The 15,299-nt window shown below is 65.9% G+C and carries 11 protein-coding genes and 1 tRNA gene; 5 read left to right on the top strand and 7 right to left on the bottom strand.

Features of this window, described 5'->3' with window-relative positions; translation table 11 throughout:
- Positions 1–209: 209 nt before the first annotated feature.
- Positions 210–641 carry an organic hydroperoxide resistance protein gene (locus F8O06_RS02030; RefSeq protein ID WP_158037221.1) on the top strand — a complete coding sequence of 144 codons (432 nt, stop codon included), beginning with the start codon at positions 210–212 and terminating at the stop codon, positions 639–641.
- A 124-nt stretch (positions 642–765) separates the two neighbouring features.
- Here the strand turns inward: F8O06_RS02030 and F8O06_RS02025 are convergent, their stop codons facing one another.
- On the bottom strand, positions 766–2,598 hold the full coding sequence (locus F8O06_RS02025) for an AMP-binding protein (protein ID WP_158037220.1): 1,833 nt from the start codon (positions 2,596–2,598) through the stop codon (positions 766–768).
- Between the two features lie 220 nt (positions 2,599–2,818).
- On the opposite strand from F8O06_RS02025, the gene F8O06_RS02020 reads away from it, so the two are divergent.
- The gene (locus F8O06_RS02020) at positions 2,819–3,370 is read left to right on the top strand and encodes an NADPH-dependent FMN reductase (protein WP_158037219.1); all 552 of its coding nucleotides are present in this window, start codon (positions 2,819–2,821) and stop codon (positions 3,368–3,370) included.
- A gap of 445 nt (positions 3,371–3,815) precedes the next feature.
- On the opposite strand, the gene F8O06_RS02015 is transcribed toward F8O06_RS02020, so the two are convergent.
- The 5 genes from F8O06_RS02015 to F8O06_RS01995 form a co-directional block, all read right to left on the bottom strand.
- A complete protein-coding gene (locus tag F8O06_RS02015) occupies positions 3,816–5,384 on the bottom strand; it encodes an amino acid permease (protein ID WP_158037218.1) in 1,569 nt (522 codons plus the stop codon).
- Between the two features lie 144 nt (positions 5,385–5,528).
- Positions 5,529–6,620 carry an asparaginase domain-containing protein gene (locus tag F8O06_RS02010; protein ID WP_225733369.1) on the bottom strand — a complete coding sequence of 364 codons (1,092 nt, stop codon included), beginning with the start codon at positions 6,618–6,620 and terminating at the stop codon, positions 5,529–5,531.
- A 30-nt stretch (positions 6,621–6,650) separates the two neighbouring features.
- Positions 6,651–7,628, bottom strand: a complete 978-nt coding sequence (locus F8O06_RS02005) for a ribose-phosphate diphosphokinase (protein ID WP_158030155.1) — start codon at positions 7,626–7,628, stop codon at positions 6,651–6,653.
- A 45-nt stretch (positions 7,629–7,673) separates the two neighbouring features.
- Positions 7,674–9,146: a bifunctional UDP-N-acetylglucosamine diphosphorylase/glucosamine-1-phosphate N-acetyltransferase GlmU gene (gene glmU / locus F8O06_RS02000; RefSeq protein WP_158037216.1), complete on the bottom strand. Its 1,473-nt coding sequence runs from the start codon at positions 9,144–9,146 to the stop codon at positions 7,674–7,676.
- A gap of 29 nt (positions 9,147–9,175) precedes the next feature.
- Positions 9,176–9,247 (bottom strand) — tRNA-Gln (locus F8O06_RS01995).
- A gap of 164 nt (positions 9,248–9,411) precedes the next feature.
- Here F8O06_RS01995 and F8O06_RS01990 point away from each other — a divergent pair.
- A complete protein-coding gene (locus F8O06_RS01990) occupies positions 9,412–10,599 on the top strand; it encodes a MarP family serine protease (RefSeq protein ID WP_192496800.1) in 1,188 nt (395 codons plus the stop codon).
- A gap of 653 nt (positions 10,600–11,252) precedes the next feature.
- Here the strand turns inward: F8O06_RS01990 and F8O06_RS01985 are convergent.
- The gene (locus F8O06_RS01985; protein ID WP_158037214.1) at positions 11,253–13,154 is read right to left on the bottom strand and encodes an ABC-F family ATP-binding cassette domain-containing protein; all 1,902 of its coding nucleotides are present in this window, start codon (positions 13,152–13,154) and stop codon (positions 11,253–11,255) included.
- A gap of 208 nt (positions 13,155–13,362) precedes the next feature.
- Between F8O06_RS01985 and F8O06_RS01980 the strand changes: the two genes are divergently transcribed.
- Complete coding sequence (locus F8O06_RS01980) at positions 13,363–14,358, top strand: ABC transporter ATP-binding protein (protein ID WP_225733329.1); 996 nt, start codon at positions 13,363–13,365, stop codon at positions 14,356–14,358.
- Positions 14,355–15,242 carry an ABC transporter permease gene (locus tag F8O06_RS01975; RefSeq protein WP_225733328.1) on the top strand — a complete coding sequence of 296 codons (888 nt, stop codon included), beginning with the start codon at positions 14,355–14,357 and terminating at the stop codon, positions 15,240–15,242. The genes F8O06_RS01980 and F8O06_RS01975 overlap by 4 nt, the downstream gene beginning before the upstream one ends.
- Positions 15,243–15,299: the final 57 nt, after the last annotated feature.

Genomic DNA, 15,299 nt, shown 5'->3' with positions numbered 1-15,299 from the left:
CACAGGCACAGGCACAGGCACAGGCATGAGCATGAGCATGAGCATGAGCATGAGCATGAGCATGAGCATCCAACTGAGTGTTTCCTATTCGTTCACTCGTCACTCTGGCCGCACCCGGCCTCGTGCGAGACAATGACGGCATACGCGATGGGGTCTGCCCATCGTCCCCAAGACCTGGCGTCGTCTCGATGCCGAGGGAAGGAACACCAATGCCCATCACTAAGACTCTCTACACTGCCGAGGCTCTCGCCACCGGAGACGGACGCAACGGCCACGTGCACACCACCGACGGTCAGATCGATCTCGACTTGGCCGTTCCCGTTGAGATGGGCGGAGCCGGCGGCAAAGTGAATCCCGAACTGCTCTTCGCCTCGGGCTACGCCGCCTGCTTCCACGGCGCACTGCAGCTCGTCGCCAAGAGCGAGGGCATCGCCATCCATGACACCTCGGTCGGCGCACGCGTGCACATCGGCCCCAATGGTGAAGGCGGCTTCGCTCTTGCCGTCGACCTCGAGGTGAACATCCCCGGTCTGCCCCACGACGAAGCTCAGGCGCTGGTCGAGAAGGCCCACCAGGTCTGCCCGTACAGCAACGCGACGCGAGGCAACATCCCCGTGAACGTCACCGCGACCGACGACTGACGCTCGCCGCATCGCAAGCGCACGCACAGAGGGCGCACGCCGGTATCTGCCTGGCGTGCGCCCTCTGTCTCATCCACGGCCACTTACGTGGCCTCGGCTGCGGGCCGTCTGCTGCCGATGCTGGCTACTTCGTCTGCTGACCCGAGCTGCGGTCGTTCTCAAGACGCTCACGCACCTCTTTGCGCAGCACCTTGCCGATCAGCGACTTCGGCAGCTCATCCCAGATGACGTACGATCGCGGAACCTTGTATTCGACAAGGTGCTCTCGGGCGTACTCGCGCGCCGCCTGCTCGTCGAACCGCTTGGGTGAGTCGTCGAGCAGCGCAGCCGGCTTCGCTGCGGATGCCGCGTCAGTGGACGCTGTGCCGGTGGAGCCTGGGGCTTCTGCTGGGGACGGGGTCGCGCCGGCATCCACGTACTCGGGCACGATCACGGCCGTGACGCTCTCTGCCTGCGACGTACCCCGCCGAACACCGACCACCGCGCACTCCGCGACGCCCGGCACCTTCGAGATCACCGCTTCGACCTCGCTGGGCGACACATTGAAGCCGCCAGTGATGATGAGCTCTTTCTTGCGGTCGACGACAGTGACGAAGCCGTCGGCATCTTGCGTGACCAGGTCGCCGGTGCGCAGCCACCCGCCGTCGAGCAGGACGGCCTCGGTCTCTTCGCGGCGGTTCCAGTACCCCTGGAACACCTGTGGGCCATGGATCAACAGCTCGCCGATCTCACCGGTGTCGACTTCGCGCTTCACATCGTTCGGGTCGACCACCTTGATGTCGGTCGACGGGAACGGGATGCCGATCGTACCGGTCTTGCGTTCGTCTGAGAACGGGTTGCCGAGCGCGACCGGGCTGCATTCAGTGAGCCCGTAGCCTTCGACGAGGCGACCGCCCGCGACCGCCTCCCAGCGTTCGACGATGGCGTCGTTCAGAGTCATCGCTCCCGAGATCGCGTAGATCACGCCGCTGAGATCGAGCTTGCCGTCGCGCGCCACTCGCGCAAGCCGGTCATACATCGGGGGCACGGCCGGTATGAACGTGGCCGGATGCTTCTTCGACGCCTCGACGACGAGCGCCGGATCGAAGGTGGGAAAGAGCGTCGCCCGTGCGGCAACGTGCACGGCATAGATCACCGAGAGCAGCAGTCCGAACGCGTGGAACATCGGCAGCAGGCCGTAGATCGTCTCAGCACCCGGAGTGAAACGCGGCATCCAGGCGGCACCCTGCCTGGCATTGGCCCAGAGGTTGCCATGCGTGATCTTCGCACCCTTGGGGTCGCCGGTCGTGCCGCTGGTGTACTGCAGCACCGCAAGCGACTCGTTCGTCGGCCGCGGGTACGACGGGTCGATCGGGCCGTATTTGGCGAGCTGTTCGAAACGCTTGGTCTCGGCCGCCGGGCCGACCAGCGCCGCACGCTTCTCGCGGGCCTTCGCAACTGGCAGCCGCAGTGCGAGCCGCAGTTTGAGTGGCATTGCCCGGGTGATATCAACGGAGATGACGCGACTGGGCACGGCGGCGTCGCTCATGCTGCGCAGGGCACCGACCACTTTGGTCCAGGCGATGACGATGTCGGCCTCATGATCGAGAAACTGCTTCTCGTGCTCGCTGGCGGTGTAGAGCGGGTTGTGCTCGACCACGATCGCGCCGAGCCGCAGCACCGCATAGAACGCGATCACGTGCTGCGGGCAGTTCGGCATGATCAGTGCGACGCGGGTGCCTGCGGCAACGCCTTCGAGCCGGAGCCCCTCAGCCACCGCGTCGACCTGGGAGCGCAGTTCGGCAAAGGTGAGCTCCTGCCCGAAGAACTCGATGGCCACGCGATCGCCGAAACGGTTGGCGCTGCCTTCGAGCATGTCGTAGAGCGATCCTGCGGGCAGATCGATGTCTTTCGGCGTGCCGTCTGCATAGAAGCGGTTCCAAGCACGAGTGGCATTGATCTCAGCAGCGGTAGTCATGCGGTCATTCTATTGGGCGAGCCTGGTGCGGCCGCGAAGCGCGCGCAGTGTCGGGGAGCAGTGCCTTAGGGCCGACACGCCGACGAGGCGCGAAACATTTAGTTGACACAACAATAGTTATAGATTTGTGTAAGTGCGCAGCGCGTCGTCCGCAATCGACTCCACGCACACACGCGTCATGCATCACTACCCATCAGCACGAAAGCAGAAAGAGACCCGAATGACTCTCAAGATCGGCTACATCGTCGGCAGCATCGCCAGCCAGTCAATCAACCGCAAGCTTGCCGAGGCCATCACGAAGCTCGACGTCGCCGACGTCGAGTTCTTCGAGATTCCGATCAAGAACTTGCCGCTGTACAGCTACGACTACGATGCGGACTACCCTGCCGAAGGCAAGGAGCTCAAGGCAGCGATCGAGGGTGCAGACGGCATCCTCATCGTCACCCCGGAGTACAACCGCTCGATTCCCGCGCCTCTGAAGAACGCCATCGACTGGTCGAGCCGCCCTTGGGGCACCAACTCGTTCAACGAGAAGGTCGTCGCAGTCGTCGGTACCTCCCCTGGTGCAGTAGGAACCGCCGCAGGACAGCAGCACCTGCGCTCGATCCTCTCATTCCTCAACACCATTCAGCTGGGTCAGCCCGAGGGCTTCATCCAGTTCACGCCGGAGCTGCTCAACGAGGCCGGCGAGTTCGCCAGCGAGAGCACCACGAAGTTCGTGACGAGCATCGTCGACGCCTTCGTGAAGCTCATTCACCGCGTCAACGACTGAGCACAGCCTGCCACTGATTCTGAGCACTGAGCACTGCCTGCCGCTGACTCTCAAGAGTGATCACAGCCTGCCGCTGATTCTCAAGAGTGATCACAGCCTGCCGCTGATTCTGGACACCGAGACAGACTGCGGCTGCCCTGACAAATCGCCCTGCGTCCTCGCAAATGAGGGGCAGGGCGATTCTCTTTGCAAGAGACGCATCGACAGATCGACGGGCTGCTGTCACATATGTGCGGCTGGGCGACTCTGCCCACAGGGGGTTGCGCACAGCTTCGTCAAGAACGGCACGGTTCCGTCGAGACGGGCACGGTTCCGTCGAGATTGGCCAAGTTTGAGCGGAACCATGTACATCTGGGCGGAACCGTGCACTTCTCGACGGAGAGATGGCTGAGCTGGGGGGCAAGGTCAAGTGGTGCCGCCTGCTGCGCGCGAGGCTCAGCGCGGGTCAGCCTTCAGCCTCATCGTCGTGCGTCACGCGTCCCTCTACCCGGCGACGAAGCCCGACCTCGCCGGGTTCGTGAGGCAGGTTCGCGACGACCGGGAACATCCCCGTCTCACCAAGGCGCTGCTCGGCGATCGCACGCACCCGACCGCGGCAGGCAAACCAGCCGGCAACGAGCGCGGCAGCCACCACGACCATCGAGAGCATCGTGAAGGTTCCGGTCGGATAGTCGAAGCCGATCAGCACCACGACCGCGGCCAGGAACACCAGCGTGATCCAGTTCGTGTACGGCGCACCGGGCATGCGATATTCAGGGCGTTCATAGAGACCAAGCTTCGACAGCTTGACGAAGCGCATGTTCGTGAGCGTGATGGTTCCCCAGGCAGAGATGATGCCGAAGGCCGCGAGGTTCAGCACGATCTCGAAGGCCTGGTCGGGCACGACCATGTTCAGCACGACGCCAGCGAGGGTCACGACCGATGTCAGCAGGATGCCGCCGTAGGGCACGCCCGCCTTCGACAGGCGCCCGGCGAAGGCGGGTGCGGTTCCGCCCTTAGCCATCGAGTGCAGGATGCGCCCGGTCGAATACAGGCCGGCGTTCAGCGACGAGAGGGCGGCGGTGAGGACGACCAGTTCCATGATCGGGGCAGCGGCCTCGAAGCCGACCCCGCGGAACAGGGTGACGAATGGGCTCTCGCCCGCGTGGAAGGCTGTGTACGGCAGCAGGAGCACGAGCAGCAGAACCGATCCCACATAGAACAGGGCAATGCGCATCACGACGGTGTTGATCGCCTTGGGAATCACTTTGCGAGGGTTCTCGGTCTCGCCTGCGGTGGTGCCGACCAGCTCGATGCTGGCGTAGGCGAACACCACGCCCTGCAGAATCACCAGCGCAGGCATCACGCCGTTCGGGAACATGCCGCCGTTCTCGAAGATCAGCGTCGGCCCGCGGGGTGACCCGTCGGGCATGCCGAAGATCAGGAACAGCGACCCGACCACCAAGAACGCCACCAGCGCGACGACTTTGATGAGCGCCGCCCAGAACTCCAGCTCGCCGAACACCTTCACCGAGATCATGTTCATGCCCAGCACGACGACGAGTGCGATGAGTGCGATCGACCACTGCGGCACGCCCTGCAGCCAGGGCAGCATGCCCACGTCGCCGAACCACTTGACATAGATCGCGACCGCGGTGACATCGACGATCGATGTCGTGGCCCAGTTCACCCAATACATCCACCCGCTGAAGAAGGCCATCTTCTCGCCGTAGAACTCGCGGGCGTACGAGACGAACGACCCCGACGACGGGCGATGCACGACCAGCTCGCCGAGCGCGCGCAGAATGAGGAAGGCGAATATTCCGCAGACGGCATAGTCGATCAGCAGGGCAGGGCCGGCCTGTTCGAGTCGCCCGCCGGAGCCGAGGAAGAGCCCGGTGCCGATGGCCCCGCCGAAGCCGATCATCTGCACCTGCCGGGGCTTCAGCCCTTTCTTGAATCCGGTCTGCTCTTCGGTGCCGATGCGTCCGGCGCGCTTCTCGGCTGGCGACCAGACGTCGTCATGCTCGCTCATACTGCTCTGCTCTCAAGGTTGTCTTGTGATGGATGCTGTTGTCATGGATATCTGTGTGGTGGCGGCGCTCAGATCGAGTCGCCCGTGTGGTCAGACCTCAGCAGGTCGTGAAACGCTGCGAGGCGATCAGGGCCGACCCGGCCGTCAACTCGCGCTCTGACCAGCCACCGCAGCGACGAAGTCGGCGGCGCCCGCGCCACAGAGGCCGCAGGCAAGGGCGACGTGCAGTGCCGCCAGCGCCGCTTCGAGGGTGAGGTCGCGGCCGTCGACGACTCCAGCGGTCTGCAGCGGGGCCGCTGCGGCGTAGGCCCCCAGATGCACACCGCCGTGTCCGCTCTGACTGATGGCGACGACGGTCTGTCGGCGCGCGTGCTGACGCAGCACGTCTTCGACTCCGGGAGTCCCAGACGGCACCGCGCCCGAGCCGAAGCAGCACAGCACAGCGGCCGGCCCGTTGCCGAGCGCCGCATCGAGCTGCGCGGCGGTCACCCCTGGATACACCATGGCGACCCCGATCTCGTGCGGAGCGAACGCCCCGAACTCCAGCCGGCCTCCTGATGCGCCGTCGACAGCACCCGCAGCGGCGAACGAGTCGCGGCGGCCGTTCGTCGCGACGAAGCCCTGCGCCGAGACCGACGAAATCTTGGAGACATGCAGACCGGGCAGCAGACGGCCGCCGAACTGCACGAACACGCCGACCGCGCCCGCGGTGCCGACCTCGGGTGCCTGCGCAGACCTCGCCGCAGACGTCTGGGGCGGGGCCGCCGCAAGCGCCTGGGTCGGGGCCGCCGCAAGCGCCTGAGTCAGGGCCGCCGCAAGCGTCTGGGCTGCAGCAAGCGCATCGCGCAGGTTGGCCTCGGCGTCGGCATCGTGCGTGCCGTCGGCCCCGTACAGCGGATGCTGCGCACCGGTCAGCACCACCCGTGCCGGTCGGTCGACCTCCCGCAGCACGATCGGCAGCGCGAGTGAGAGCGCAGCCGCAGTGAAGGCCAACGTGTCGGTGCCATGCAGCACGACCACGGCATCCGCACCACGTTCGATCGCGGCGACCACTGCGTCGACGATCAGCTGCCACTCGACCGGCCCCACATTGGCACTGTCGAGCAGCGGAGCGAGCTCGACGACGTCTGTGCCCTCGGGCAGCGCCCCCTCGGCGAGCAGGCGACCGACGAAATCAGGGTCGGGAACAAGACCGGCGGCGCTCTCGGACATGCCGATTGTGCCGCCGGTGTGCACCAGTGTGAGACGCACTCGCTCGAAGACGGCTCAGGCCGCGCCGTCGAACATCGACGTCACCGAACCGTCGGCGAAGACCTCGTGAATCGCCTTGGAGATCAGCGGCGCGATCGACAGCACGGTGAGCGTCGGGAAGATCTTCTCGGCCGGCAGCGGCAGCGTGTTCGTCACCACGACGCGGTCGATCTCGGGGCTGGTCAGCCGCTCGACAGCCGGGTCTGAGAACACGGCGTGCGTGGCGCCGACGACGACCTTCGCGGCTCCATGCGCCTTGAGGGCACGGGCAGCGGCGAGAATCGTGCCGCCGGTGTCGATCAGGTCGTCGACCACGAGGCAGGTGCGCCCCTGCACGTTGCCAACGATCTCGTGCGCAGTCGCCTGGTTCGGCACCAGCGGATCGCGACGTTTGTGGATGATGGCCAGCGGCGCACCCAGCTTGTCGCTCCAGGTGTCGGCGACCTTCACGCGGCCCATGTCGGGCGAGACGATGGTCAGATCGTCATGCCCGAGGGTCTCACGGAAGTGCTCGAGCAGAATCGGCTGCGCGAAGAGGTGGTCGACGGGGCCGTCGAAGAAACCCTGAATCTGCGGCGAGTGCAGGTCGACCGACATGATGCGGTCGGCGCCTGCGGCCTTGAACAGATCGGCGACGAGGCGCGCCGAGATGGGCTCGCGACCTCGGTGCTTTTTGTCCTGGCGAGCGTACGGATAGCAGGGGGCCACGACAGTGATGCGCTTGGCCGAGGCGCGCTTGAGCGCATCGACCATGATGAGCGACTCCATGAGCCACTCGTTGATCGGCGAGGTGTGCGACTGAATCACGAAGGCGTCAGACCCGCGGATGCTCTCGTCGTATCGAACGTAGATCTCGCCGTTGGCGAAGTTCAGCGCTTTGGTCGGCACCAGTTCAGTGCCGAGGTTCTTCGCGATCTCTCGGGCCAGTGCAGGGTGTGCCCTGCCGCTGACCAGAACGAGTCGCTTATGGTTGTCCGCATTAATTCCCGACACGGGATGCCCTTCTGTCGCCTGTCGCCGACTGCTGCTCGTTGTTGACTACTCGTTGCCGCTGGTGCGGCTGTTGCTCTGCTCGGCGTTCTGATCGCCGTTCAGAGCGGCCTCGGCTGCCTCCGCCGCGGCCGTTCCGGCGCGATGCTCGATAACCCAGCCCTCTTTGTTGACCTGAGGGGCCTGGGTGATCACGAGCGAACCCGCCGGGACGTCTTTGCGAATGATGGTGCCGCCGCCCGAGTAGACGCCAGCGCCGATGTGCACAGGGGCGACGAACACGTTGTGCGCACCGGTGCGCACCTGCGGGCCGACCGTCGAGCGGTGCTTGTGCACGCCGTCGTAGTTCGCGAAGATCGTGCCTGCACCGATGTTCGAGCCCTCGCCGATCTCGGCGTCGCCCGCATAGCTGAGATGCGGCAGCTTGGCACCGTGGCCGATGGTGACGTTCTTCGTCTCGACGAACGTGCCGATCTTGCCCTCGTTGCCCAGAACGGTGCCCGGGCGCAGGTACGAGAACGGCCCGACGTGCGAGTTCTCGCCGATGCGGGCAGAGAGCGAGTGGGTGCGGCAGACCTCGGCGCCGAAGCCGACCTCGGTATCGACCAGTGTGGTGTCCGGGCCGATCACGGCTTCATCCTGCACGACAGTCGTGCCGCGCAGCTGGGTTCCGGGCAGCAGCGTGACGTCCTGCCCCAGTTCGACGGTCACGTCGACCCAGGTGCTCGCGGCGTCCTGAATGGTGACGCCGGCCAGACGCCAGCGTCGGATGATGCGTCGGTTGAGCTCGGTGGCGACCTCGGCCAGCTGCTCTCTGTCGTTGATGCCCTGTACGAGCATCGGGTCGTCGATGACGTGGGCGGCGACGGGTCGCCCTTCGCGCACCAGCACGCCGACGGCGTCGGTGAGGTACTTCTCGTTCTGCGCATTGTCGACGCCCACCTGGGCGAGCGAGCGGCGCAGGTCGTTGGCCTGGAAGAGATAAGTGCCGGAGTTGACCTCGTCGATGAGCAGCTGCTGCTCGGTCGCGTCACGCTGTTCGACGATCGCCTCGAGGTCGCCGGATGCCGTGCGCACGACCCGGCCGTAACCCGTCGGGTCTGCGATTCGTGCAGTCAGTACGCTTGCAGCCGCCCCGCTGGCACGGTGCGCGGTGATGAACTCGGCCAAGGCATCCTCGCCCAGCAGCGGCACGTCACCGCTCGTGATCAGCACATCGCCGACGAACCCCTCGTCGAGCACGTCGAGACCTGCTTCGGCAGCGGCACCGGTGCCGGGGATATCTCCCTGCTCGGCGATCTCGACGCGGCGCAGCAGTGTGCGGGCGGCCTCTTCGACGCGCTGACGCTGATGACGGACGACGAGAACCACACGCTCTGGTTCGAGCGCATCGGCTGCGGCGAGCACGTGCCCGATGAGCGGCCGACCGGCAAGCGCGTGCAGCACTTTGGGCGTCGCAGACTTCATGCGGGTTCCCTGCCCTGCCGCCAGAATGATCACTGCCAAGTTGCTGTCAGCCATTTGCCTGAGCTCCCATCGGTTCGACTGCGCTCCGCCTCCAGGATTCGAACCTGGTCTTCACAGCTCCAAAGGCTGTCGTGCTGCCGTTACACTAAGGCGGACCGGCAGCGAGACTGCCGCAGACCACTTTACTCGTGGCTGATCGTCTGCTGCCACCTCGCTGCAGAAGACCCCGCACTCTCCAGCTGCTTCGCAGCACCTTGCCGACCGGTTCCACGTCGACTTCTTCTCTGCAATGTCGCAGGCAGTGCATACGATGTCATTCATGGATCTGACACTCGGCGCGCTGCCTCTCGACCTCGTGCTGCTGGGCATCATCACGTGGCAGACCGTCAGCGGTGCGCGGCGCGGTCTCGCGCGGGTCGCGCTGCGTCTTGCCGGCATGGTGGTGGGCGGTTTCGCCGCCTGGCTCGCCATCCCTTGGGTCGTGACTTTGGGAGGCAACGGTGCGACCCGCATCGCGATGGTCATGATCGTGGGGTTGGGGCTCGTCGTCATCGGCGGCTGCATCGGCGGGGCGATCGGCAGATCGATCGGCGGTGTGCTCGAACGCGTGCGGCTCGGTACCGTGAACAGGCTGTTGGGCGCCGTGGCCGGGCTGCTCGCAAGCAGCCTGATGATCGGGCTGGTCTCTTCGGCGGTCTCGGGAATCGGTGCCCCGTGGCTCACTCAGGCGCTGAGTTCGTCTCGCGTCGTCACCGTGATCGACGGACTGATGCCGAGCAGCCTGCGATCGACTGCCACGCTTTGGGGCCAGAGCGCCATCGACGAGGGCCTGCCTTGGGTCGTCGAGGCGCTGGGCGGTGTGTCGCAAGAGCCATCGCTGCCTCAAGTCGATCTGGAGACACCCCAGCTCACCCAGGCGGCGAAGTCGGTCGTGCGCATCAGCGGCCCCGCATACGCATGCGGGCAGGAGCAGACCGGCTCGGGGTTCGTGATCAGCGATGATCGAGTCGTCACGAACGCCCATGTGGTGAGCGGCGTCTCAGAGCCGGTCGTCGAGGTGCCCGGCAAGCCCGCGAAGAGCGGCCGCATAACTTATTTCGACCCGAAGGCCGATCTCGCCGTCATCGACGTCGACGGGCTCGGGGCCCCCGTGCTGCCGCTGGCATCCGCCGCAGCCGTCGGTCGCGGCACACAGGGCGCGGTGCAGGGCTACCCCGGTGGCGGCCCGTTCACCTCAGGCCCGGCAAGCGTCATGGCTGCCGGCACTGTTGACTTCAGCGGCTCAGGCCCGCGCGACGTGCTCACCTTGGCGGCGAACGTGCAGCCGGGCAACTCGGGCGGTCCACTGATCACCACAGACGGCGAGATTGCCGGTGTGGTCTTCGCCAAAGAAAGGTCGGTGTCGAACGTGGGCTATGCGATTCCGCTCAGCGATCTCAAGCCCGTGGTACAGAAAGCCCCCGGGCTCACTGCGACGGTGAGCTCGGGGAGCTGCACCACCGGCTGAGTGAACGCGGGGGCTTCGAGACGAACGAAAGATCAGTGCTCGAGTTCGACGCCCTGTTCGTGTAGTCGCGCGTGCATCCGCTGGACGCGTGCGTCGCCGATATCAAACTCGACCATGTCGACGCACCGTTCGGGTTGAGATCGCTTCTGCAGACCGACGCCATGGGCGCACGAGCCGCCCGCTGCTGTGGACCGCCGAGAACGTGAGCATCCGGCCGCGAACGTGCCGACATACCGTCTCAATAGGCAGTGGAGCCACGGTTGATGCCACCGTCGAAGCCACCGTCAATGCCGCGCTCATGCAGTGGGAGGTCGCTGCAGCTGCGGCTGCGGCTGCGGCGTAGGGCGCAAGCGCAGAATCTGCGGGTTCAGCGACACAAGCCCACCGAAAGTGCAGAACCTGCGAGCATCAGCCGATGAAGCCCGCACCTTCTACACTCTCGACGCGCATATGACGGATTCTGCACACTCAACGAGTAAAAGCACCAGTCTGAACCAACGAAAGCACAGAACCTGTGTTTTTCTGCGGTCAGGCCTTGGCGAGAGCGCAGAATCTGCCCGGTTCAGGTGCAGGGCCTGAGCGAGCGCAGAACCTGCGGGTTCCAGAGAGCAGGGCCCAGAGAGCAGGGCCCAGCGAGAGTGCAGAACGTGCGACTATCCCTCGAGCTGCTCCGCGAGGTCGAGCCACTCGGCCTCAAGCTCATCGATTTCGCCGCTGGTCGACCTGCGCAGCGCATCGATCTTCGAAAGCCCCTCGAAGTCGCTCTGGTCGGCCGCGGCGAGATCGGCATCGACCTTCGTCAGCGCATCGCGCGCCTTGGCCAGCTTGCGCTCGAGCGCCTGAAGCCGCTTTTCGGCGGCCCGACGCTCGGCACCACTCAGCCCCGCGGCGGATGCACCGCTCGCCCCCGCCCCCGAAGCCGCGCCCGCTGCGTGACCGGCCCCGCTCGCGGCGCGAGATGAGGACGGGGTCTTGTCGGCATCCGCCGAAGAGCCCTCATGCGCAGCAGCGTCGAGCCGCAGGAATTCGTCGACCCCGCCGGGCAGGTGCCGCAGTGTTCCGCCGATCAGGGCGTACTGGTCGTCGGTCACGCGCTCCAGGAAGTAGCGATCGTGCGACACGACGATCAGCGTGCCGGGCCAGGCGTCGAGCACGTCTTCCATGGCGGCGAGCATGTCGGTGTCGAGGTCGTTGGTGGGTTCGTCGAGCACGAGCACGTTCGGCTCGTCGAGCAGGGTGAGCAGCAGCTGCAGGCGGCGGCGCTGGCCTCCGCTGAGATCGCGCACGGGGGTCGACAGCTGCACGCTCGAGAAGCCGAGCCGTTCGAGCATCTGCGACGGGCTGAGGTCTTCGTCGCCGACCTTGTAGGTCGTGCGCACTCGGCCGATGACCTCGCGCACGCGGTCGTCGTTCACCGCGTCGAGTTCGTGCAGCTCCTGGGTGAGCTCGGTGAGCTTGACGGTCTTGCCGACCTTGATGCGGCCGGCCGTGACCGCGGTGCCGTCGCCTGCGTCGAGCTGGGCGGCCTGGGTCGATCCGGCCTTGGCCGAGGCCTCTTTGATCAGGCTCAGCAGTGTCGACTTGCCGGCGCCGTTCGCACCGAGCAGCCCGAGTCGATCGCCGGGGCCGATTCGCCACTCGACGTCGTGCATGAGCACATGCTCGTCGTACTGCACCGTCACGCCCAGCACGTCGATGACGTCTTTGCCCAGACGAGAGGTCGCCATCGACTGCAGCCGCACGCGGTCGCGAACGGGCGGCACGTCGGCGATCAGCTCGTTGGCCGCCTCGATGCGGAACTTCGGCTTCGAGCTGCGCGCCGGCGCACCGCGGCCGAGCCAGGCCAGCTCTTTGCGCATCAGGTTCTGACGCTTGGCCTCGACCGCCGCTGCCTGCCGGTCGCGCTCGACGCGCTGCAGAATGTAGGCCGCGTACCCGCCTTCAAAGGGCTCGACAGTGCCGTCGTGCACCTCCCAAGTGTCGGTGCAGACCGCGTCGAGGAACCACCGATCGTGCGTAACCATGACGAGGCCGCCGGCGTTCTTCGGCCAGCGCTGCTTGAGGTGCCGAGCAAGCCAGGTGATGCCCTCGACATCGAGGTGGTTGGTGGGCTCGTCGAGAAAGAGCACATCCCAGTCTTGCCGCAGCAGGGCCGCGAGCGCGACGCGACGACGCTGGCCTCCGCTGAGCACACCGGTCGTAGCGTGCCAGTCGAGGTCGCCGAGCAGACCCTGCAGCACGTCTCGCACCCGCGGCTGCGACGCCCACTCGTGTTCAGGCAGATCGCCCACCACTGCGTGGCCGACCGTCTCGTCGGGGTCGAGGTCTGGTGTCTGGGCGAGCACTCCGACGGTGATGCCGCCGCGACGGGTGACCCGGCCGGTGTCGGGCTGCATCTCGCCGGCGAGCAGTCGCAGCAGCGTGGTCTTGCCGTCACCATTGCGGCCGACGATGCCGATGCGCTGCCCTTCGGCGAGGCCGAGCGAGAGGTCGTCGAAGACGTCTTTGGTGGGGTAACTGAGGCTGATGTGTTCGGCGCCGAGAAGATGTGCCATTCGACAAGGGTACCGCGCCGGTGCAGCGGTGCGGCGGTGTGCCGGTGCGGCGGGGTTCGGCGAGACGAGGATGCTGGGTCGGGTAATGAGCTGCACCGGCATCCCGCACGTGTCAACCGAATGGATGACACCGGCGATGCCCCCAGCCCCCGCACATTCAGTCAGCCGGTCGATGTGCTCGAGCACTGCATCCGGCGAATATTGGGTCATGGCTCAAACAGACGATCCCACACACCCCGCAAACTCGGTTCATGCAGGCGAACCAGCACTCGCGCCAATGCCGGCCCTCGCACCTGAACCTGCACGAGCTGCAGCCCCCACACCCGCACCGATCGCGGTGCGCGGTCTCTCAAAGTCGTATCGCGGCCGAAAGGTGCTCGACGACATCACCCTCGAGGTGCGCAGCGGAGAGACGCTCGCGCTGCTCGGGCCAAATGGCGCCGGCAAGACCACCTTGGTCGAGACGATCGTCGGCTTTCGCCGTCCCGACCAAGGCAGTGTGCGACTGGTGGGATCCGACCCGCGACACTCAACCCGAGACATGCGCAATCGCGTCGGGGTCGTGCTGCAAGAGACTCAGGAGTCAGGCGTGCTCACCGTTCGCGAGCAGCTCACGCACTTCGCCGGTATGTACGACGATCCGTGGCCGGTCGACGACCTGATTGCGAGCGTCGGCCTCACTGCCGCAGCCGACCGACGCGTGCGAGCACTGTCAGGTGGGCAGCGCCGACGTCTCGACGTCGCCCAGGGAGTCGTCGGACACCCCGAGGTGCTCTTTCTCGACGAGCCGACCACCGGCTTCGATCCGCAGGCGCGCACCGCATTCTGGCACCTGATCGACTCGATCAAAGCCAGTGGCACCACCATCGTGCTCACCACGCACTACCTCGAAGAGGCCGCGCATCTCGCTGACCGCGTCGCCGTCATGGTCAACGGCCGTCTGGTCGCGCTGGGCAGCGACCTGGCCCAGACGCCGACCCTCGCAGATCGACCCGAGCTGCATCTGCCGACTGTGCGGTGGCACGAGGACGGCCGAGACCGCTCCGAGACCACCGCGACGCCGGGTGCACTGATCGTTTCGCTCACTGCCCGGCTTCAGGGCGAGCCCGAGCACCTCGAGGTGCACCGCCCCACCCTCGCCGACGCCTACCTCGCGCTGATCGACGACAACTCCAGCAGCACCGAAGAAAGGCCCGCAGCATGAGCGCCCAGACGATGAACCCGCATCAGCACACCCAACTGCAAGACAAGGTCCGACCGGCGAAGGGCAGCCCCCGGCACCGACCGACTCTCGCAACGCTGACGCTTTCGCGCATCAGCGTGGAGCTGCGCAGCTACCGCCGTCAGCCTGACACCGTGTTCTTCACGTTTCTGTTCCCGGTGATGATGCTCTGCATCTTCGCGACGGCCTTCTCAAACCTGTCATTCGGCCCAGACGACCTCGGGCTGACCGCCGCCGGCTACTACCTGCCTGCGATGCTCGCCAGCGGTGTGCTGCTCAGCGGTTTTCAGAATCTCGGCTCCGACCTCGCCGTCGAACGATATGACGGCACGCGCAGGCGCCTCGCCCTGACTCCCCTGCCCGTCGCCGCCTATCTGCTCGGCAAACTCGGCCTCGTGCTGATCACCGCTTTGGTGCAGGCGGTGCTGCTCATCGCCGTGGCCCGTTTCGCCTTCGATGTGCCTCTGCCCGATTCCTGGTCAGCCTGGACGACCTTGATCTGGGTCTTTCTGCTCGGGCTCGGCACGTCGGTCGTGTTGGGCTTTCTCGTCTCGTATCTGCCGCGCAGCGCAAAGAGTGCCACAGCCGTCATCCTGCCACCGGTGCTCATTCTGCAGTTCGTCTCGGGCGTCTACCTGCAGTTCTCGCAACTGCCCGAGTGGTTGCAGAATGTCGCCTCGGTGTTTCCGCTCAAGTGGATCGCCCAGGGCTTTCGCGCAGCCCTGCTGCCTGACCAGTTCGCGGTGCTCGAGCGTGGCGAGGCCTGGCACCTGGGTCTCGTCGCGACGGTCTTGGCCGTGTGGTTCGTCTCTGGCTTGGTCGTGACCCTGCTCACGTTCAGATGGGTGCCCGGTGACCGCCGATGATCCCTGTCTGCGGATGCCGAATCCGGCGAGCTCTCGCGAGAGGCCAGGCCGCGGACA

Source organism: Pseudoclavibacter sp. CFCC 14310, from assembly GCF_008831165.1.
Lineage (GTDB): Bacteria > Actinomycetota > Actinomycetes > Actinomycetales > Microbacteriaceae > Pseudoclavibacter_A.
The sequence above is the reverse complement of the archived record's forward strand: the minus strand, read 5'-3'. Positions and strand labels throughout refer to the sequence as shown.

What these genes read in the sequence shown, in the direction of transcription:
- F8O06_RS02030 (WP_158037221.1), top strand. Translation starts at nt 210, where the DNA reads ATGCCCATCACTAAGACTCTCTACACTGCCGAGGCTCTCGCCACCGGA.
- F8O06_RS02025 (WP_158037220.1), bottom strand. Translation starts at nt 2,598, where the DNA reads ATGACTACCGCTGCTGAGATCAATGCCACTCGTGCTTGGAACCGCTTC.
- F8O06_RS02020 (WP_158037219.1), top strand. Translation starts at nt 2,819, where the DNA reads ATGACTCTCAAGATCGGCTACATCGTCGGCAGCATCGCCAGCCAGTCA.
- F8O06_RS02015 (WP_158037218.1), bottom strand. Translation starts at nt 5,384, where the DNA reads ATGAGCGAGCATGACGACGTCTGGTCGCCAGCCGAGAAGCGCGCCGGA.
- glmU (WP_158037216.1), bottom strand. Translation starts at nt 9,146, where the DNA reads ATGGCTGACAGCAACTTGGCAGTGATCATTCTGGCGGCAGGGCAGGGA.
- F8O06_RS01990 (WP_192496800.1), top strand. Translation starts at nt 9,412, where the DNA reads ATGGATCTGACACTCGGCGCGCTGCCTCTCGACCTCGTGCTGCTGGGC.
- F8O06_RS01985 (WP_158037214.1), bottom strand. Translation starts at nt 13,154, where the DNA reads ATGGCACATCTTCTCGGCGCCGAACACATCAGCCTCAGTTACCCCACC.
- F8O06_RS01980 (WP_225733329.1), top strand. Translation starts at nt 13,363, where the DNA reads ATGGCTCAAACAGACGATCCCACACACCCCGCAAACTCGGTTCATGCA.
- F8O06_RS01975 (WP_225733328.1), top strand. Translation starts at nt 14,355, where the DNA reads ATGAGCGCCCAGACGATGAACCCGCATCAGCACACCCAACTGCAAGAC.